Here is an 18,838-nt window from a genome sequence, read left to right on the forward strand (position 1 = left end):
GGCTGCATCGGCGTAAGTTTTGACCCAAGGCCCCGACGGGCCAACGTCAAACCACCGAAGTCGAGGTCCGCCCACATGAACTTCAATCTCTTCTCGCTCATCGCCGCTTCCGCCATCTCCGCCTCGGTCGTGCTGCCAGCACACGCGCAGGCCGAACACAGCAGCAAGCCGTCCACTACCCACAGCTACACCGACAAATACCTGCAACAGAGCGCGCATTTCCACGCCGCCCTGAGCAAGCACTCCAATTGAGTGTGTAAAGCCATTGGTAATAGCACAACGCCATGTGATTTAATTTGACGCTAAATTTTTGACTCTCCAAGGGGCAGAGCATGATGTGGCGTATCACGGCGGTAGTGCTGTTGCTGATGTCGGCGCCGATCCTGGCGCTGTGAGCTGCAAGCTCAGAGTTTCAAGCTACAAGACAAAGCAGAGTCAGCCGCTCGACTTGGCGCTTGAGGCTCGTAACTTGAAGCTGCTTCACCTGGCCATGATGGCCTTGAACAGGTCCGATTCCAGCAGGCCCTGCAACCAGCTCCGCACCCGCGGATAAGCCGCCTCGGCGAACCACTCAGGTTCGACCCCGGCAAACTGGCGCATCAAGGGCAGCAAAGCGGCATCGGCCAGGCTCGGGTGGTCGGCCAGCAGGTAAGGCCTGCCTTCGAGCAGGCTTTCCAGCTCCACCAGCCACGCTTCGGCCTGTTGCCGGTAATGCTCCCGGGAATGCTCGGGGTAGCGCTCGGCATATTTGTACAGGCTCACCTGGGCCTTGAACGTGCTGTCGTTACGCGCGATCAGCGCATCGGCCCGTTGTGCCGCCGCTGGGTCGGCCAGCAGGCGCCAGTCCTCGGGGTCATGCCGGGAAAGGGCCCAGCGCATGATATCCAGGCTCTCTTCCAGCACCCCATCCCCGGTATCAAGCACTGGCACCGTGCCTTTGGGCGACAGTGCCAGCAGCTCGGCCGGCTTGTTCTTCATCGCCACCTCGACAATCGCCACCGGGCACTGCGCATAGCGCAGGGCCAGGCGCGCACGCATGGCCCAAGGGCAGCGGCGGAACGAGTAAAGGATCACCCGCTCACCTCGACATCGCTCAGACCGTTACCTTGCCGGCGCACCTGGATCTGCACCGGGATGCGCTCGTGCATCTCCTGTACGTGGGAGATCACCGCCACTTTGCGGCCCTGGGCCTGCAAGCCGTCGAGAGCGTCCATGGCCAGTTGCAGCGACTCGGGGTCGAGGCTGCCGAAGCCCTCGTCGATGAACAGCGATTCGATGCGCAAGGTGCTGGAAGCCATCGAGGCCAGGCCCAGTGCCAGTGCCAGCGAGACCAGGAAGGTTTCGCCGCCCGACAGCGAATGCACCGAACGCAGTTCGTCGCCCATCTCGGTGTCCAGCACCAGCAGGCCCAAGGCACTGCCGCCGCGCTTGAGGCGATAGCGCCGGGCCAGTTGGCGTAGCTGGCTGTTGGCGTGGTGCAGCAACAGGTCGAGGTTGTAGCCCTGGGCGATCTTGCGGAACACATCGCCCGAGGCGGAACCGATCAGGGCGCTCAGGCGTGCCCAGCGTTGCCACTGCTGATAGGCCTGGTCGATCTGTTCGGCCAGGGCCTGGTGTGCCTGCTGGCGGCGTTGATCGTCAGCCTGCTGGGCGCGCAGTTCGGCGCATTGCTGCTCCTGGGCGACCAACTGCTGTTGCAGCTCGGCGAGGCTCTGCTCCAGCGCTTCGACCGGCAGTTCTCCATGGGCTTGGGCAGCATGTTGCTGCAGGCGCTGCTCGCGCTCCTGCAACAGTACCCGGCCTTGCTCGATGGCCTTCTCCGCCGCCTGCAACTGTTGGCGCAGCTCACCGAGCTGGGCGTCGTCGATGGCCAGCAGGCGGTCGAGGCCGGCGTCGTCCAGTTCCGGGTGGCTGCTGCGCCATTGGGCGATTGCGCCCTGCAGCTGCTGGTGCTCGTGCTCCAGGGCCTGCTGGCGCTGGCTGTTGGCGTTGAGTTCAGCGGCCAGTTGCACGCCCTGGGTACGCAATGCCTGCAAGCGCTGGGCAGTGTCGGCGTCGGCAGCGCGAGCCTGTTCCAGCTGTGACTCCATATGCTGCTGCCAGGCTTCGGCGCTGGCCTGCTCGCCGAGCAGCTCGCCGAGGGTGGCCTGGGCCTGCTGGCGCTGTTCGTCCAGTGCGGCGATTTTCTGCAGCAGTTGCTGCTGATTGTGCTGCCGGGCCTGTTGCTGGTCGCGCAGCTTGTCCAGCTGCTGCTGGCGGGCCTGTTGTTCTTCCTGTTCGTCCTTGCGCTGGTCGAGTTGCTGGCGGCGCAGGGCAATCTGCTGGTCAAGACCGAGGAAGGCCTGGGCCGGGTCGTCGCGCAGCGCCTGGAGAATGTCCTGGGGCAGCACGCTGGCCAGGTCGTTCAGGCCCTGTTCCAGTTGCTGCTGGTCGGCCGCCAGGGCTTGGTGTTGCTGGTCGAGGTGGCGCTGGGCCTGCTGCTGGGCCTCGCTGGCAGTCTGTAGCTGCTGGGTGAGGCGAGCGGCGTCCTTTTGCAAGGCGAGCAGGGCGCCCTGGCGTTTCTCGTCGCGGTCGATCTCGTCGCCCAGGCGGCGCAACTGGCCGTCGAGCCAGGCGCTACGAGCCTTGTCGTCCTGGGGCGCGAGCGCCGGCCACAGGGCATGGGCCTGAACCTGTTCGAGCAACGGCTGTAGCTGTTTGCTCAGCGTGAGCTGTTGCTGCTGATAATCCTTGAGCTGGGCGTTGACCACGCCCAGTTCGGTACGCAGCTCCACCAGCCTGGCGTTGAGGTGTTCGACTTGTTTCTGCGCTGCCTCCTCCTCGGCCTGGTCGTGGCGGCCCAGGCTGTGCAGCAAGGCTTCTGGCTGATGGAACGGGTGCTCGGCGCTGCCGCATACCGGGCACGGCTCGCCATCGCGCAGTTGGGCGCGCAGTTCTTCGACGCTGGTGTTGCGCGCCAGGCGCTGGCGATCAAGCAACTGGCGGGTCAGTGTCAGGGCCTGCTCGGCGCTTTCCAGCTCGCTCTTGGCCGCGGTGCCTGCGCCGATCAGTTGCTGGCGCTGCTGCATGGCCTGCTGCTGGCGATCGCGCAGGGCGTCGATCGCCTGGCGCAGTTCCAGCTCACGGCCATGCAGGCGGGCAAGCTCCTCGACAGCGCGCTGCTGCTTGCGGTTGTCCTGGAGCATGGCGCCGAGCAGGTCGATCTGCTCGGCCAGCGCATGGGGTTCGGCCCCGGCTTCGCGGAACAGCATCTCGAAGTTGTCGCGCTGGGCTTGCAGCTGGGCATTGGCCTGGCTCACCTGGGCCTGCAGGCCTGGCAACTCCTCGCGGCCCTTGGCCAGCCGGCCGCCGATCAGCATCACTTGCTTCAATTGCGGCAGATAGGCCTGCCAGGCGTTGGCCAGGCTACCCAGGTGTTCACTGTCGGCCAATGCCGCATCGATCTGCGCCAGTTGCTGCTGGCTGCGCAGCTGGCTTTCTTGCAACTGCTGCAGGTGTTGCTCAGCGTCGCTGACTTCCTGCGCAGCCTGCTGGCAGGCTGCGCGTTGTTCGCCCAGTTCTTTGTCGAGGCGGGCGAGGTCGCCTTGGGCGGCGAATGCCTGGCGCAGACGCGGGGCGTTATCGCTGTGCTGGGCCTGATGCTGGGCCAGGGCCTGGCGCGCCGTTTCCAGTGCCTGCTCGAGTTCGCTGGTGCGGCTATGCAGTTCGCTTTGTTGGCGCTGCTGTTCGGCAATCGCCACGGCCAGCGGCGCCAATTGCCCGGCCAGATCCTGCTGGCGATGGAACTGGTGACGCTGCGGTGCAAGGCGCTCCAGGCGCTGCAGGTCGAGGCGCGGTTCGGCCAGTTGCTGCCAATTGTGCTCGGCGGCTTGCAAGGCTGCATGGGCTTCGCCGTGCTGGGCTTGCAGCTGGCGTTGTTCGTCGAACCAGACGCGCTGCTGTTCCAGCTGGCGCTGGCGGGCCTGGTCGGCCTTGAACTGCTGCTGGGCCTGGTCCAGTTGCTGGTCGAGCAGGGCGCGGGCGTCGCTTGCCATCGGCAGCAGGTGCTCGGCCTGCTTCTTCAGGTCGTTGTGGCGTTCGCCGGTTTCCCGCGCCTTGCTGAAGGCGCGTTGGCCGAGGCGGGTATAGATTGCCGTGTTGGTGAGCTTTTCCAGCAGCTCGCTGCGCTCTTTGTCGTCGGCCTTGAGGAAGGCGCCGAACTCGCTCTGGGCCAGCATTACCGCGCGGGTGAACTGTTCGAAGTTCAGCCCCAGGCGGGCTTCGATCAATTGCTTGTACTCATTCTTGCCACTGCCAAGCAGCTGTTCGCTGTCCAGGTCGTACAGGCTCTGGCGGCTGTTCTGCAGCTTGCCATTGGCTTTCTCGCGGGCGCGGTTGGCTTCCCAGCGGGCGCGGTAGCGGCTGCCGTCGATGCCGACGAAGTCGACCTCGGCAAAACCGCTGCCGGTGCCGCGGCGCAGCAGATTGCGCGGGTCCGAGGTGGGGATGTCGCCGTCGGCGTCGGGCACCTTGGCTTCCCGGGCAATGTCGTTCAGCCGCGGCACAGTGCCGAACAAGGCCAGGCACAGGGCATCGAGCAGGGTGCTCTTGCCGGCGCCGGTGGGCCCGGTGATGGCGAACAGGCCAGCGCTGGCCAGGGGCTCTGCGGTGAAATCGATGTCGATCGGCCCGGCCAGCGAGGCGAGGTTCTTCAGGCGGATGGCAAGAATCTTCATGGCTGCTCCTCTTCGTGCAGGACGTCCTGCAGCAGCTCGGCAAAATCGGCCAGGGCCTGCTCGTCGGCGGGGTTGCCGTAGGCCTGCTGCCAGGCGCGGCCGAACAGGTCCTGCGGGGTCATCTGGGCCAATTCAACGAAGGCGAGTTCGTCGTCTTCCTGGCGGCCCGCGCCTGCGTACTCGGCGCTGATGCGCACCAGGCGCACCGCCTTGCCCTGCAGGGCAACCTCGATCTGCTGGCGCAGGTCGGGCTGCGGCTCGTCCAGCACTACCCGAACTTCCAGCCAGGGTTGGCGGTTGGGGTCTTCGAGCAGGTCGATCACTGGCAGTTCGCCGAGCTGCACCAGCAGTTCGCCCAGCGGGGCCGGGCCGACCCGCTGCAAGGCCACCGCGCGCGGGACCAGGCGTGGTTCAACGCTGACCAGTTCGCTGCCGTCGAGCTCCACTTCCAGCACCTGGTGCGGGTAGTTGATCTCGGCGAACGACAGCGGGATCGGCGCGCCGCTGTAGCGGATGCGGTTCTCGCGGTTGACCTTCTGCGGTTTGTGCAGGTGGCCAAGGGCAACGTAGCCGATGGCCTTGTCGAACAGCCGCGCCGGCAGGGCTTCGGCATTGCCGATGATCAGGCTGCGCTCGGAGTCTTCCGAGATGCTGCCGCCGGCCATGTGCGCATGGCTGATGGCGACCAGCGCCTGATCCTTCTTGCGCTTTTTCTGCGCTGCCGCGATCAGTTGCTCGTGCACCTGGGTGATGCCTTGCAGGTAATCGTCCCCCAGCGCCGGACCGGTGACTTCGGCCGGGCGCAGGAACGGCAGGGCCAGGCACCAGGCTGCCACCTTGCCGCGGGCGTTGGTCAGCGGGATCAGCAGTCGCTCGGCGTCCAGCTGGCCTTCGTCCAGCCAGTGCACCCGGCCCAGGGCATGGGTGCGCAGGCGGCGCATCAGCGGCGCCGGCAGCTCGATGCGCGAGCCGGAGTCGTGGTTGCCGGCGATCATCACGATATCCAGCTTGGGCTGCTGCTCATGGGCCTGGACGATGAAGTCGTACAGGCGTTCCTGGGCTTTGACCGGCGGGTTGACGGTGTCGAAGATGTCGCCGGCGATCAGCAGCGCATCGGGCTGGCGCAGGTGCAGTTGGCCGAGCAGCCAGTCGAGGAAGCAGGCGTGTTCGAAGTCGCGTTCCTGGCCATGCAGGCTCTGGCCAAGGTGCCAGTCGGAGGTGTGAAACAGACGCATGGAAGATCCGTTGGATGAGCGGCAGAGGGCGTTGGGGTGAGGGCGGTATGGTAACCCATTGCGGGGTAAGCTCGCTTTCGCTGTGCCACCTCGATTGCGAATGGGGCGAAAGATGGGCCTAAGCCTCTGACAGATATCACTAGTTCTTGCCGAGTTTTTTTGTTCAGGACAACGCATGTTCGAGTGAGTGTTCCGTCGTTGCCGTAGGACGTTTCTTGATCTGCTTTCGGCGCCGTCGGAGGCGTCATCGAGCTGCTAGCGTTCGGCGTTTTCTGCGTACAAAGGAAAGGCCGCATGACCCGCAACTCTTTCAAGGGCATCGCCGCAGGTGACCGCCCATGACCTATCGCATTGTGATTTTCGGCAAGGGGCAGGGCCTGGTGGGCGACCGCACCACCACCGGCGCCACCTGCATCGGAGACCGCGCAGCGGGTAACGTAAATGGCCGCGCCTGGCTGCTCGAAGGCGACCAGACCACCGCCTGCCCGAAGTGCGGACAGGTGGGCACCCTCATCGACGGCGAACAGCGCTTCCTCCAGGATGGCGTACCCACCGTCGTCGACGGCGCCCGCGTGCGCTGTGGCTGCCCGCTGGGCAGCAACCGCCTGATCGCATCGTCCCAGGCCGCCCCGGCCAAGGCGCCTGTCACTTCACCGGTGGCTGCTGAACGCGCCACACCCACCCCACAAGTCGCCATGGCGACCCCTGCAGGGCTGCAACCCGGTTTCTACATCGTGCCGCGCAGCATGACCGGCGAGCAGGTGCTGCAACAGCTGGCCGCGCTGCCGGGCAACCTGCCGCTGTCGCTGGTGCGTCGCCTCAACCCCACCTTCGACCAGGGCTTCAAGGCGGGCGAGCTATTCGTGCTTGGCGCCTCCGAGCACAGCTACGCCTGCACTCGCGAAGAAGCCGAACTGATGGCTGCGGCCCGCAGTGCCCGGGCGTCGCTGGCGCAGCTCAGCACCGAAGAAGCCGACTTCATGATGCGACACATGGCCGAGATCGCCGGTGTGCTCAACGGCGCGAGCCAGTCGATGGGGGTGGGCAAGGACATGCTGTCGCGGGGGCTGGGGCAGGTGGAAGACACGCTCAAAGGCATCGAGCGTTTGCACCAGCGCGAGTTCGTTGCGCACCGGCACCTGAACAGCCCGCAGTTCTTCGCCGAGCGCAAGGCGCTGTATGGCCAGCTGAACGCACAGCTGCGCAGCGCGTTTCTCGGCAAGTACCTGAGCCTGGGGCAGCACGAGGATTTGCGTCGTGGGCTGGGGATCTCGACCAAGAGCCTGGTGCATCACTGGTCGAAGGCCGGCGCTCCGGGGGCGATCCCTGGGTATGCGACGCACCTGGATGAGGTGGCGAAGATGACCAAGTACCTGAAGTACGGCGGGCATGTGGCGGTGGGGGTGGGGGCGACTTCGTCGTACATGAAGATCTACGAGGCGTGCCGGGCGAGGGAGACCGAAGAGTGCAAACGGATTCGGTTCACTGAGACAGGTAGCTTTGCTGGAGGGTTGGCCGGAGGAACAGCTGGCGCTTTGGCCGGGCAGTCGGCAATCAAGTACGTTTGCTACTTCGGCCCGTGGGGGCGAGCAGTCTGCGCAATAGCAACAGTTGGGGCAGGTTCTTTTGCAGGCAGTTCGTTCTTGGGGCAAGCCGCTGAGTATGTTGGAGAGACAATTTACGAGACATTCTATGATTGATCTGAATGATTGGCCGGCAGGTGTGAAAATCGCAGTATTGATTACACCCTTTTTAACTGGGCTCACAGGCATAGGAATCAGTGCGCATATCGCTTCCTCGAGGCACTTTGATTTGATGTGTGAAGCGCTTCAGAGAAGTAAATGTTTGCATGATTAGTTGAGGCGAGGAGGGGGGTTTACATTAAAGCTCCGATTGATGACGGTGGGTGCTATTGCGGGAGTGCTAATCTGGCCAGGGTTATCGTTTAGGCGGGGTGATCTGGATTCGGAGGACTATCAAAACTTTCCTGCCTATCTCAAGAGGCGTATAAGAGCCGCTATTGTCTGTGTCTATGTTTCTTTGGTTTGGGCAGCCGTCATTGAGCTATTTGTTGAGCTGAAACGGACATAATAGTTGCGGGGTCAATCATCTCGGCTATTAATGGAGGTTGTGGTGATGCGGTCACCGTCGAGGACTTGGCCTTTGCGGTAGATCACGATGCGATAGACCATAGCGATCACCTGCGGCAATGACCTTGAAGCGGTTGCTGGTCATGCGGGCTTTCCTTGTGCGCAGAAAACGCCGAACGCTAGCAGCTCGATGGGGGTTATTTATAATGCTGAATATGATTGATGTCAGTGGGGGCTCTGTTGTTGTAAAGCTGCTGTTGCTGGTGACTCCATTTCTTTTGTTGATTGTCGGGCTCGTCGTTAATGCCTATATTGCGGGTTCACGCCACTTTCACGTCATGTGTCGTGCCTTTGGGCGCAGCAGTGGCCTGCAGGATGAGCTTGTTCTTTGGGGGGCGACGAGGTTGCGGTCTCGGATGTTGATCGTTAGTGCTATGAGCCTTGCTGCGGTTTGGCCATCACACGGGTTCCGCCGTGGATGGTTGGACGCTAACGACTGGCGAGATTTCCCTGAATATTTGAAATGCTGCATGAAAGTGAGTAGCTATTGTTTATTTATAGGGCTGGGAATGCTTTTTCTCTTGGTGTCATTTGTGAGGGTTGTACCTTGAGAAAGTGATAATTCAGGTAAGGCTTTGATGCCTTGCAGTAGTCTGTGGTTTGAGCTTGGGGTAGCACGAGGACCTGCGTTGGGGGATCTCTTGGCCGAGTAGCCAGTCGAGGAAGCAGGCATGTAATAAGTCGTTCCTGGCCATGCAGGCTCTGGCCAAGGTGCCAGTCGGAGGTGTGAAACAGACGCATGGAAGATCCGTTGGATGAGCGGCAGGGGGCATATCGGTGGGGGCGGTATGGTAACTCATCGGGGGGGAATTGGAGCCAGGGGTGTGGTGCTGAGGTTGGATCGGAGTTTCGGCCTTGATGTGTTCGCCGAAAGAGTTGTAGCGCCTACAAGATCGAGCGCCGCCCGCGCGGCGCTTCGCGGGTAAACCCGCTCCCACCGTTTGTTTCGGGCCAGTCTCTCCTGTGTCAGCACCTGGTCCGCCTTGTTGGCACGACGCGGTTTCAGTGTGGGCGTTGCCGCCGCCCCACATGGCTCAAGACATGCACCAAGGCAGGCGCCGATACTTTCACAGGAATAATTGGCCCGAAACAAACTGTGGGAGCGGGTTTACCCGCGAAGCGCCGCGCGGGCGGCGCTCGATCTCGAGAGCGCTGCAAGACTGTCGCCTGGCACCTCGCCGCCCTCGCACGATAGATCTCAAAACCCCAAAAAGCCCAACCCTAGCTATTTCGGATACAACGGCGGCAAGCTCCCCGCCTCACCCGCCGGCGCCAGCACCTGCTCGGCCCGGGGAATGTCGCCGATCGCCCGCCACAGTTCATCCCCGTGCCAATACTGGCCGCTCTCGCTGTACAACGCCCCGTTCAAACCATCCAGCGCATCCGACAACGGCACGAAGCGCGCCGCCATCTCGGCCAGGGTCTCCGGCTGCTGCCGCGCCCAGGCGTCGAGCGCCTGGCGCGTGGCCTGGGGGTCGTTGGCCTGGCAGGCACGCTTGAGGTCGTCGAGCAGTGTGCGCGGGCTCGGGCCGGTCTGCGCGGCGCGCAACACCGCCGGTTGCGAGCGGGCGCGCCACCACAGGGTGAAGCCGAGCAGGGTGGTCAGCGCCAGGATCAGCGTGGCCAGTTGCCAGGGCCACAGCAGGCGGCTGGCGCTGCTGCTGTCGCCGACCGGGGTGTCGGCGCTGAGCGCCGGGTTGTCCTGCACGCTGAGGGTGCGCGCCGGCAGGCTGGTCTGCTGAAGGTGGTCTTCGAGGGTGTTCCACCAGGTCACCTCCAGCGCCGGCAGGGCCAACTCGCCACTGTGGGTGGGCACCAGCGCCTCGCGCTCTTCGCGGTTGGCGACCATGCCGCGCTCGCTGATCTCGTTGCGCAGCAGCGGCTGGTCCGGGTAGCGGCGCAGGCCGACTGCCTCGGTGGCCGGCAGCGGCGGCAGCTGGGTGCTCGACAGCCCGTCGGCGCGCAGGGTGACATTGCGCGTCAGCGAGTCGCCGATCTGGGTAGGCTGGCTTGCTGGGTCGGGGTACCAGTGCTCTTCCAGGGTCAGGTTGCGTGCCGGCAGCCAGGGGCGGTCTTTCGGATAGTTGGCGGGGATTGGCTTGACGGTCAGGCGCAACGGCAGCGAGCTGACCTGCACCTGGCGGCCGACCCGGGGGCTGCCGGCCGCTTGCGTGCCGTTGTCTGCGGCGGTGGCGGTGAACTGCAGCGGTGGGATTTCGAGCTCGCCACTTTGCTGCGGGTAGAGCGCGTAGCGGGTTTCGATCACCCCGTGGCGCACGCCGTTGATGTCTTTTTCATAGGTGCGCGACTCACCCAGCGGGTCGACCTTGGCGTTGTCCAGTTGCAGCGGGCTGAGGCTGCTGTCGTCGTACAGCGCCACCGAATGATAGATGCGCAAGGTGAGCACGGCCTGGGCCTGCACATACACCTCGTTGCTGTCCAGGGTGGTCTCGACGAACACCTGGGAGGCGACGTCCGGGCGTTGGCTGTCGGCCTGCTGCACTTGCAGGTCGATGGCCTGGCTGTGGGACTGCCCCAGTTGCAGTTCGGGGATGCGCAGGCTGCCGCTGCGCCGCGGCAGCAGGGTGATGATCCAGCGGGTGCTGGCGCGGGTTTCGCCGTCAAGGCTGTGCAGGCTGTTGAGCTGGCGCGTGCCACGCACCTCGAAGTCGGCGTCGAGGGCATGCAGGTCGGGTTTGCCGAACTGGGTGACGTCCTGGCTCTCGAGGGTGAGCTCGAGGGTTTCGCCGGCTTCCAGGCGCGTGCGGTCGACACTGGCCTTTAGGGTGAGCTCGGCCTGGGCCGCCAGGGCCCACAGCAGGGTGAAAATCAAGACGCCGAGGCGACTCATCGTGAGGTTTCCTGATGCAATTGCTGTTCATACCAGAATTTGCGCCGCAACAGCTCCGCCGGGTTGTCGGGGATCTCGCGCAGCCATTGTTCCAGGGCCTGGCGCTGTTCGGCGTCGAGGCTGGTGGAGACCGGCCGCTGTGGCGGCTGGGTGACACTGTCATCGTTGCCCCCGGCAGTGCCCGGCGCTGCCTGGCTGGTGTTGCCGTTGGCATTTTCGGCGGACTGCTCTGGCTGGGCCTGCTCATCGGCGCCAGGGGTTCCCTGGGCGCTGGATGAACTGCTGTTGCCTTGGTTGTCGGTGCCGGGTGTGTCCTGGGCATCGGCATTGGCCGGCGGTTCCTCGGCCTTGGCCTCGCGCTGTTGCAGCAGCTGCTGGACCAGGGCCTGGTTGTCCAGCGCCGGCTTCAGGTCGGGCTGGCGCTCCAGCGCCTGTTCGTAGGCGTCCAGCGCCGCTTCCAGCTCGCCGGCGCGGGCCAGGGCATTGCCTCGATTGTAGTGGGCGGCGGCGTCGCTGCCTTGGGCGAAGGCGGCGGCGGCGCCCGCGAAGTCGCCGGCCTGGTACAGGGCCATGCCGCGCCATTGCGGGTCCTGGAAGTGGCGCGCGGCCGCCGCCGGTTGCTGGCGCAGGAGCAACTGCTGGCCCTGCTGGTCCGGCCTTAGCCACAGGTCATTGAACTCGAAGGCCTGGCTCGGTTGCGGCAGCGCCAGCAGCAGCGGCAGGCAGAACAGCCAACCGCGTCGACCGGCGCAGGCGGCCAGCAGCAGCAGGGGCAGCAACAGCCAGTAACCCTGGTCGGCCCAGCTGTCCAGTTGCACGGTCTGGCCGTCGTTGCGCAGCAGGCGTGGGTTGTCGAACAGGCCCAGGCCGCGCAGGTCGAGGTCGTCGATCCGGGCATGGCGGTAGCGCCCGCCGGTGCCATTGATGAAACTCTTGAGCGCGGCGCTGTCCAGGCGCGGCATGAGGATGCCGCCCTGATCGTCCTTGAGGTACTCGCCGTTGGCCTGACGCACGGGCGCGCCTTCAGTGCTGCCAATGCCCAGCATCAACAGGCTTGGGCCCTGGCGGCCCAGGGCCTTGGTGATGCCGTCGCGCTCCTGTTCGCTCAGGGCCGAGCCGATCAGCAGCAGGCGGCCCTGGCCAAGGCCGCTCTGGGCCAGCAGCGAGAGGCCTTTCTGCACGGCCAGGTCGGCGCGCTGGCCGGGCTGGGGCATGATCGACGGGTCGATCGATTCGAGCAGATTGCGCGTGGTACCGAGGTCGTCGGACAGCGGCACCAGGGTGTGCGCGGAGCCGGCGTAGACCACCAGCGCGGTCTGGCTGTCACGCCGGTGTTCGAGCAGGTCGAGGATCTTGCGCCGGGCCTGCTCCAGGCGGTTGGGCGCGGTGTCTTCGGCGAGCATCTGCGGGGTGAGCTCGAGCAGGATCACCAGCGGGTCGGCGGGGCGCTGGCGGGTTTCTTCAAGGCGCTGCCAGCTTGGCCCGAGCAGGGCCAGCACCACCAGCAGCCAGGCCAGGCCCAGGGCGACCCACGGCAATTTGCTGGTGCTGCCGCTGCCGCCACCGAGTAGCACGGCGTGGAACTGCTGGGGCAGGATCAGCTGCCAGCGCCCGGCACGCTTGCGCCGGTGCCAGAGCTTGAACAGCAGCCAGCCGAGCAGGGGCACTACCAGCAGCCAGAGTGGGCGTAGCCATTGCGGCCAGAGTTCGATCATCGCCGCCTCCTCAGGCGCAGGCGTTTGAGGCGCTGGCGCCATTCGGGGTGCGGCTGCAGAAAGCGCGGTTTGCGCAGCAGGCGTTGCAGCAGGTTGTCCGGCCACTGCACGGCTACCACCAGCAGCACGCTGAGCAGCAGGGCCAGGGCCAGCGGCCAGGCGTACAGCTCGCTGGCGGTGCGGGCCTGGGTGGGTTGCTGGGCCACCGGTTCCAATTGGTCGAGGGTGTCGCCGATGGCGTTGAGCTCAGCGCCGTCATGGGCACGGAAGTAGCTGCCGTGGGTGATGTCGGCAATCTCCTTGAGCGAGGCCTCGTCCAGGTCCAGGCTCGGGTTCAGCCCGAGCAGGCCGGGGGTGCCGCTGGCCTCGGGGTTGGCGCCGATGCCGATGGTATAGATGCGCACACCTTCCTGGGCCGCCAGGCGGGCGGCGGTCAGCGGGTGTATCTGCCCGCCGTTGTTGGCGCCGTCGGTAATCAGCACCAGCACCCGGCTTTGTGCCGGGCGCTGGCGCAGGCGCTTGACCGCCAGGCCGATGGCGTCGCCGACGGCGGTGTTCTTGCCGGCGATGCCAATCTGCGCTTCGTCGAGGAAGGTGCGCACGGTACGCCGGTCGAAGGTCAGCGGGGCCTGCAGGTAGGCCTGGCTGCCGAACAGGATCAGCCCGACCCGGTCGCCCTGGCGGTCCTGGAGGAAGTCGCCCATCAGGGCCTTGACCAGGTCCAGCCGGCTGATTTCCTCGCCTTGCCACTGCATGTCGGGAAAGTCCATGGAACCGGACACATCCACCGCCACCAGCAGGTCGCGGCCGCTGGCCGACACCGGCACCGGCTCGCCCAGCCATTGCGGGCGGGCGGCGGCCAGCAGCAACAGCAACCAGATCAGGATGAACGGCGCCTGTTGGCGCCAGGTCGGCAGGTTCAGCCGTGCGCGGCGCCCGGCCAGGCCTTCGAGCTCGTCGAGGAAGCCGACCTTGAGCACCGGCTCGCCACTGTCGGCGGCGGGCAGCACCAGGCGCGCCAGCCAGGGCAGTGGGAACAGCGCCAGGAGCCACGGCCAGGCCAGTTCAAACATGCTTGCGGATCCAGGTTTCGACCGCCTGGGCGAGCCCGGCGATGGCTTTATCGTCGAGCTTGCACTCGGGCTTGTAGGCGCCTTCGACCAGCACCATCCAGCGTGTCAGGCCGGCGGCCGGGCAGCGGTTGTCGAGGAAGGCCAGCCATTGCCGGCCATTGAGGGTATGGCTGTTGGCGCCGGGGTAGTGGTTGCGGCACAGGCGTTTGAGCAGGGCGTTGATCTGCTGCAGCCAGGCGCCGGCCGGCACACCGTCGTAGGGGCGCGGCAGGCGCGCCAGCTCTGCCAGCGCTTCGACGCGCACCGGGTCCAGCGGCAGTTCGGCACGCACCACCTTGCGCTTGCCTGGGCGCCAGCGGCGCAGGCGCCAGGCACCCCAGGCCAGCAACGGCAGCAGGGCCAGCAGCAGCCACCAGCCCGGCGCCGGTGGCCACAGGCCGATCGGCGCCGGGGCGATCAGAGGCTGCAGCTGATCCAACGGGTTCATTGGCGGCTCCCGGAGCGCTGGGCATTCAGGTATTCGCGCAGTTGCTCGATCATTTCGCTCTGGGTGCTCAGTGGCATCAGCACTACCCGCAGTTTTTGCGCCAGCAACTCCCAGCGCTCGATGCGTGCTTCGGCCTGCTGGCGGTAAGCCTGGCGCAGGTTGGCGTCGAGGGTGTCGAGTTCCAGTTGCGCACCGCGCTGGGCGAAGCGCAACAAGCCGGCGGCGGGCAGGGCGTGGTCCAGCGGGTCGCTGACCGGCAACAGCAGCACATCGCAATGGCGCGAGAGCATCGCCAGGTGTTGCTCGACGCTGGCGCTGAGGGCGCGTTCGTCGCAGATGACGATGGCCAGGCTGCCCGGGCGCAGCACCTCCCGCGCCCGGCGCAGGGCCAGGCCGAGGCTGTCGGCCTGGGGCAGGGCTTCGGTATGCAGGGCCTGGTTGACCTTCGCCAGGCGGTTGAGCAACTGCAGCAGGCTTTGCTTGCTGCGCCGGGGCTTGATCTCCAGGTGCTCGTTGTCGCCGAACACCAGGCCGCCGATACGGTCGTTGTGGCCCAGCGCGGCCCAGCCGAACAGGGCAGCGGCCTGGGCCGCCAGCACCGACTTGAACATCAGCCCTGAACCGAAGAACAGGCGCTGGCTCTGTTCGACCATGATGAAGATCGGCCGCTCGCGCTCCTCATGGAACAGCTTGGTGTGCGGCTCCTGGGTGCGCGCGGTGACGCGCCAGTCGATGTTGCGCACATCGTCGCCGGCCTGGTAGACCCGCACCTGGTCGAAGTCCACCCCGCGCCCGCGCAGCTTGGAGTGGTGCAGGCCCACCAGCGGGCTGCGTTGCCCGGGCCGCGAGAACAGCTGGATTTCGCGCACACGGTGGCGCATGTCGATCAAGTCGGCGAGGCCGATGCGGATGCCGGAGTCGGCCAGCGTGCGGGTGGGCATGGGTTCAGGCGACGGCGACGACGTCGAGGATGCGCTGCACCACGCGGTCCTGGTCGACCCCCGCGGCCTCGGCCTCGAACGACAGGATGATGCGGTGGCGCAGCACGTCGAACAGCACCGCCTGGATGTCCTCGGGGCTGACGAAGTCGCGCCCGGCCAGCCAGGCGTGGGCGCGTGCGCAGCGGTCCAGGGCGATCGAGCCGCGCGGGCTGGCGCCATAGGCGATCCAGTCGGCCAGTTCGCTGTCGAACTTGGCCGGGGTACGCGTGGCCATCACCAGTTGCACCAGGTATTCCTCCACGGCGTCGGCCATGTACAGGCCGAGGATTTCCTTGCGTGCGGCGAAGATGGCCTGCTGGCTGACCCGCCGCTCGGGTTTCACCTCGCCGCCCAGTGCTTCGCCGCGGGCCTGCAGCAGGATGCGCCGCTCGACTGCAGCGTCGGGGAAACCGATCTTCACGTGCATAAGGAAGCGGTCGAGTTGGGCTTCGGGCAGCGGGTAGGTGCCTTCCTGCTCGATCGGGTTCTGCGTGGCCATCACCAGGAACAGCGGCGACAGCTCGTAGGTGCTGCGCCCGACGCTGACCTGGCGCTCGGCCATGGCTTCGAGCAGCGCCGACTGGACCTTGGCCGGGGCACGGTTGATTTCGTCGGCCAGCACCAGGTTGTGGAAGATCGGCCCCTGCTGGAACACGAAACTGCCGGTTTCCGGGCGGTAGATTTCGGTGCCGGTGATGTCGGCGGGGAGCAGGTCGGGGGTGAACTGGATGCGATGGAACTCGGCTTCGATGCCCTCGGCGAGCTCTTTGATGGCCTTGGTCTTGGCCAGGCCCGGAGCCCCCTCCACGAGCATGTGGCCGTCGGCCAGCAGCACGATCAGCAGGCGCTCGACCAGTTTTTCCTGGCCGAGGATCTGGGAAGAGAGAAAGGTGCGCAGCGCGTTCAGCGCCTCACGGTGTTCCATCGTCGACGGTTCCTGGGAGTGGGCCTGGGGTGCGCTGGGGCGCGGTTGCCGGGCGGGGGGATACTTTAATCTATCCGGGGGTGCGGGGCCTAATGGGCGGGGGTAAAAATCTTGAAAAGAAAGGGTGTGTGAGGGCGGCTGGGAATTGCGTCAGGGCCACCGGGTGTTCGCCTTGGTTTTGGGGTTGGGGCACAGATCGAGCGCCGCCCGAGCGGCGCTTCGCGGGTAAACCCGCTCCCACAGTCTGTTTCGGGCCAATTATGCCTGTGAGGGTACCGCTGCCCGCCTAGGCGCATGTCTCAAGTCAGGTGAGGCGCCAGTGGTGCCCACCTCACTACCGCGTCGTGCCAACAAGGCGGACCAGGTAATGGCACAGGAGAGACTGGCCCGAAACAAACTGTGGGAGCGGGTTTACCCGCGAAGCGCCGCGCGGGCGGCGCTCGATTTCACAGGCGCAACACCTCTCAAGGCGAACACATCTCCACCTTTTCCCCAAAGTTGGAAAGCTTCTTGCAAAGCCAGCGCCAGGCGCCACCCAGGCGTCAAAGTTTTGCTTCAAGAGGACTCGCGGTGGATCGCACTCAGTTAATCAGCAACGCGCGCAACAACCTGGCCGGTCTCGGCAGGGGCAACCTCGGCGTGCCGCTGTTACTGCTGGTGATGTTGGCAATGATGATGTTGCCGATACCGCCGTTCCTGCTCGATGTGTTCTTCACCTTCAACATCGCCCTGTCGATCGTGGTCCTGCTGGTGTGCGTCTATGCCCTGCGCCCGCTCGACTTCGCCGCCTTCCCGACCATCCTGCTGGTGGCCACGCTGTTGCGCCTGGCGCTGAACGTCGCGTCCACCCGAGTGGTCATGCTGCATGGCCAGGAAGGGCATGGCGCCGCGGGCAAGGTGATCCAGGCGTTCGGTGAAGTGGTGATCGGCGGCAACTACGTCGTCGGTGCGGTGGTGTTCGCCATCCTCATGATCATCAACTTCGTGGTGGTGACCAAGGGCGCCGGGCGTATCTCCGAGGTGAGCGCGCGTTTCACCCTTGACGCCATGCCCGGCAAACAGATGGCCATCGACGCCGACCTCAATGCCGGCCTGATCGACCAGGCCCAGGCCAAGGCGCGTCGTAGCGAAGTGGCCCAGGAGGCCGAGTTCTACGGCTCGATGGACGGTGCCAGCAAGTTCGTCCGTGGCGATGCCATCGCCGGCCTGCTGATCCTGTTCATCAACCTCATCGGCGGCATGCTGATCGGCATGCTGCAGCACGGCATGACCTTCAGCGATGCCGGCAAGGTCTACGCGCTGCTGACCATCGGTGACGGTTTGGTGGCGCAATTGCCATCACTGCTGCTGTCCACCGCTGCCGCGATCATGGTGACCCGTGCTTCGGGCTCCGAGGACATGGGCAAGCTGATCAATCGGCAGATGTTCGATTCGCCCAAGGCCCTGGCGGTTTCCGGCGCGCTGATGATCGTCATGGGCCTGGTGCCGGGCATGCCGCACATGGCTTTCCTCAGCCTGGGCGGGGTGGCCGCCGGCGCTGCCTACCTGGTGTGGAAGAAGCAGCAGAAAGCCAAGGCCCTGGCCCTGGAAGAGATTCAGCGCCAGCAGGACCTGCTGCCATCGCCGCAGCGTGCCATGGACACCAAGGAACTGGGCTGGGATGACGTCACCCCCATCGACATGATCGGCCTGGAGGTGGGTTACCGCCTGATTCCGCTGGTGGATCGCAACCAGGGCGGCCAATTGCTGGCGCGGATCAAGGGTGTGCGCAAGAAGCTGTCCCAGGACCTGGGCTTCCTCATGCCCACCGTGCACATTCGCGACAACCTCGACCTGCAGCCCAGTGCCTATCGCCTGACGCTGATGGGCGTGATCCTGGCAGAGGCCGAGATCTACCCGGACCGTGAGCTGGCAATCAACCCCGGCCAGGTATTCGGCACGCTCAACGGCATCGCCTCGCGCGACCCGGCGTTCGGCCTGGAGGCGGTGTGGATCGATGTGGGTCAGCGCGCCCAGGCGCAGTCGCTGGGTTACACAGTGGTGGATGCCAGTACCGTGGTCGCCACCCATCTCAACCAGATCCTGCAGAAGCACTGCCATGAGCTGATCGGCCATGAAGAAGTCCAGCAGTTGCTGCAGGTGTTGGCCAAGGCGTCGCCGAAACTGGCGGAAGAGCTGGTGCCGGGTGTCATTTCCTTGTCGGGTTTGCTCAAGGTTCTGCAGGCGTTGCTTTCCGAGCAGGTGCCGGTACGCGACATTCGCAGCATTGCCGAAGCCATCGCAAACAATGCGGTGAAGAGTCAAGATACCGCCGCGCTGGTGGCGGTGGTGCGGGTCGGGTTATCCCGCGCTATCGTTCAAAGCATTGTCGGCGTTGAGTCCGAGCTGCCTGTGATCACCCTTGAGCCAAGGTTGGAACAGATCTTGCTCAATAGTTTGCAAAGGGCCGGGCAAGGTCAGGAAGACGGTGTTCTTCTTGAGCCGAGCATGGCCGAAAAGCTTCAGCGCTCGTTGATCGAGGCGGCCCAGCGTCAGGAAATGCAGGGCCAGCCGGCCATCCTTCTGGTGGCGGGCCCGATCCGCGCCATGCTGTCGCGTTTCGGTCGCCTGGCTGTACCGAATTTGCATGTTTTGGCGTATCAGGAAATACCTGACAACAAGCAAGTCACCATTGTTGCCACCGTGGGCCCCAACGGCTGAGGTAGTG

At 65.2% G+C, this 18,838-nt stretch carries 12 protein-coding genes and 1 pseudogene; 3 read left to right on the forward strand and 10 right to left on the reverse strand.

Translation table 11 applies throughout. The features are described 5' to 3' along the window. The first annotated feature begins 75 nt into the window (after positions 1-75). Positions 76-252: a hypothetical protein gene (locus EJA05_RS28160; protein ID WP_167409860.1), complete on the forward strand. Its 177-nt coding sequence runs from the start codon at positions 76-78 to the stop codon at positions 250-252. A gap of 228 nt (positions 253-480) precedes the next feature. Here EJA05_RS28160 and EJA05_RS08510 read toward each other — a convergent pair whose 3' ends face one another. Genes EJA05_RS08510 through EJA05_RS08520 form a run of 3 tightly spaced genes read right to left on the reverse strand, consistent with a single transcriptional unit; the run spans position 481 to position 5,950 of the window. Then, positions 481-1,074, reverse strand: a complete 594-nt coding sequence (locus tag EJA05_RS08510; protein WP_125857936.1) for a glutathione S-transferase — start codon at positions 1,072-1,074, stop codon at positions 481-483. After that, complete coding sequence (locus EJA05_RS08515) at positions 1,071-4,715, reverse strand: AAA family ATPase (RefSeq protein ID WP_125857937.1); 3,645 nt, start codon at positions 4,713-4,715, stop codon at positions 1,071-1,073. The genes EJA05_RS08510 and EJA05_RS08515 overlap by 4 nt, the downstream gene beginning before the upstream one ends. Continuing rightward, positions 4,712-5,950 carry an exonuclease SbcCD subunit D C-terminal domain-containing protein gene (locus EJA05_RS08520; protein WP_125463286.1) on the reverse strand — a complete coding sequence of 413 codons (1,239 nt, stop codon included), beginning with the start codon at positions 5,948-5,950 and terminating at the stop codon, positions 4,712-4,714. Before EJA05_RS08520 ends, EJA05_RS08515 begins: the two co-directional genes overlap by 4 nt. A gap of 338 nt (positions 5,951-6,288) precedes the next feature. Here EJA05_RS08520 and EJA05_RS08525 point away from each other — a divergent pair, with 338 nt between their 5' ends. After that, a complete protein-coding gene (locus EJA05_RS08525; protein ID WP_125857938.1) occupies positions 6,289-7,650 on the forward strand; it encodes a PAAR domain-containing protein in 1,362 nt (453 codons plus the stop codon). A gap of 1,091 nt (positions 7,651-8,741) precedes the next feature. On the opposite strand, the pseudogene EJA05_RS28715 reads toward EJA05_RS08525, so the two are convergent. From EJA05_RS28715 to EJA05_RS08555, 7 genes and pseudogenes are all read right to left on the reverse strand, one after another. Next, a pseudogene (locus EJA05_RS28715) lies at positions 8,742-8,841 on the reverse strand (hypothetical protein); the annotation flags it as partial. Positions 8,842-9,325: 484 nt separating this feature from the next. After that, the gene (locus EJA05_RS08530) at positions 9,326-10,951 is read right to left on the reverse strand and encodes a BatD family protein (RefSeq protein WP_125463287.1); all 1,626 of its coding nucleotides are present in this window, start codon (positions 10,949-10,951) and stop codon (positions 9,326-9,328) included. After that, a complete protein-coding gene (locus EJA05_RS08535; RefSeq protein WP_125857939.1) occupies positions 10,948-12,666 on the reverse strand; it encodes a vWA domain-containing protein in 1,719 nt (572 codons plus the stop codon). Before EJA05_RS08535 ends, EJA05_RS08530 begins: the two co-directional genes overlap by 4 nt. Next, complete coding sequence (locus EJA05_RS08540) at positions 12,663-13,739, reverse strand: vWA domain-containing protein (protein WP_125463289.1); 1,077 nt, start codon at positions 13,737-13,739, stop codon at positions 12,663-12,665. The genes EJA05_RS08535 and EJA05_RS08540 overlap by 4 nt, the downstream gene beginning before the upstream one ends. After that, on the reverse strand, positions 13,732-14,226 hold the full coding sequence (locus EJA05_RS08545) for a DUF4381 domain-containing protein (RefSeq protein ID WP_125463290.1): 495 nt from the start codon (positions 14,224-14,226) through the stop codon (positions 13,732-13,734). Before EJA05_RS08545 ends, EJA05_RS08540 begins: the two co-directional genes overlap by 8 nt. Continuing rightward, positions 14,223-15,167, reverse strand: coding sequence for a DUF58 domain-containing protein (locus tag EJA05_RS08550; RefSeq protein ID WP_125857940.1), 945 nt, complete (start codon positions 15,165-15,167; stop codon positions 14,223-14,225). The genes EJA05_RS08545 and EJA05_RS08550 overlap by 4 nt, the downstream gene beginning before the upstream one ends. A gap of 4 nt (positions 15,168-15,171) precedes the next feature. Next, entirely contained in the window at positions 15,172-16,131 is a 960-nt protein-coding gene (locus tag EJA05_RS08555; protein ID WP_125857941.1) for an AAA family ATPase, read from the reverse strand. A 570-nt stretch (positions 16,132-16,701) separates the two neighbouring features. On the opposite strand from EJA05_RS08555, the gene flhA reads away from it, so the two are divergent. Continuing rightward, complete coding sequence (gene flhA, locus EJA05_RS08560; protein WP_110995265.1) at positions 16,702-18,831, forward strand: flagellar biosynthesis protein FlhA; 2,130 nt, start codon at positions 16,702-16,704, stop codon at positions 18,829-18,831. Positions 18,832-18,838 lie beyond the last annotated feature (7 nt).

Origin of the sequence: Pseudomonas oryziphila, from assembly GCF_003940825.1 — a bacterium.
Taxonomy (GTDB): Bacteria; Pseudomonadota; Gammaproteobacteria; order Pseudomonadales; family Pseudomonadaceae; genus Aquipseudomonas; species Aquipseudomonas sichuanensis.

Bases quoted from the DNA above. Each gene is read 5' to 3' on its own strand.
- EJA05_RS28160 (WP_167409860.1), top strand. From the start codon at position 76: ATGAACTTCAATCTCTTCTCGCTCATCGCCGCTTCCGCCATCTCCGCC.
- EJA05_RS08555 (WP_125857941.1), bottom strand. From the start codon at position 16,131: ATGGAACACCGTGAGGCGCTGAACGCGCTGCGCACCTTTCTCTCTTCC.
- EJA05_RS08535 (WP_125857939.1), bottom strand. From the start codon at position 12,666: ATGATCGAACTCTGGCCGCAATGGCTACGCCCACTCTGGCTGCTGGTA.
- EJA05_RS08550 (WP_125857940.1), bottom strand. From the start codon at position 15,167: ATGCCCACCCGCACGCTGGCCGACTCCGGCATCCGCATCGGCCTCGCC.
- EJA05_RS08530 (WP_125463287.1), bottom strand. From the start codon at position 10,951: ATGAGTCGCCTCGGCGTCTTGATTTTCACCCTGCTGTGGGCCCTGGCG.
- EJA05_RS08545 (WP_125463290.1), bottom strand. From the start codon at position 14,226: ATGAACCCGTTGGATCAGCTGCAGCCTCTGATCGCCCCGGCGCCGATC.
- EJA05_RS08525 (WP_125857938.1), top strand. From the start codon at position 6,289: ATGACCTATCGCATTGTGATTTTCGGCAAGGGGCAGGGCCTGGTGGGC.
- EJA05_RS08515 (WP_125857937.1), bottom strand. From the start codon at position 4,715: ATGAAGATTCTTGCCATCCGCCTGAAGAACCTCGCCTCGCTGGCCGGG.
- EJA05_RS08540 (WP_125463289.1), bottom strand. From the start codon at position 13,739: ATGTTTGAACTGGCCTGGCCGTGGCTCCTGGCGCTGTTCCCACTGCCC.
- EJA05_RS08520 (WP_125463286.1), bottom strand. From the start codon at position 5,950: ATGCGTCTGTTTCACACCTCCGACTGGCACCTTGGCCAGAGCCTGCAT.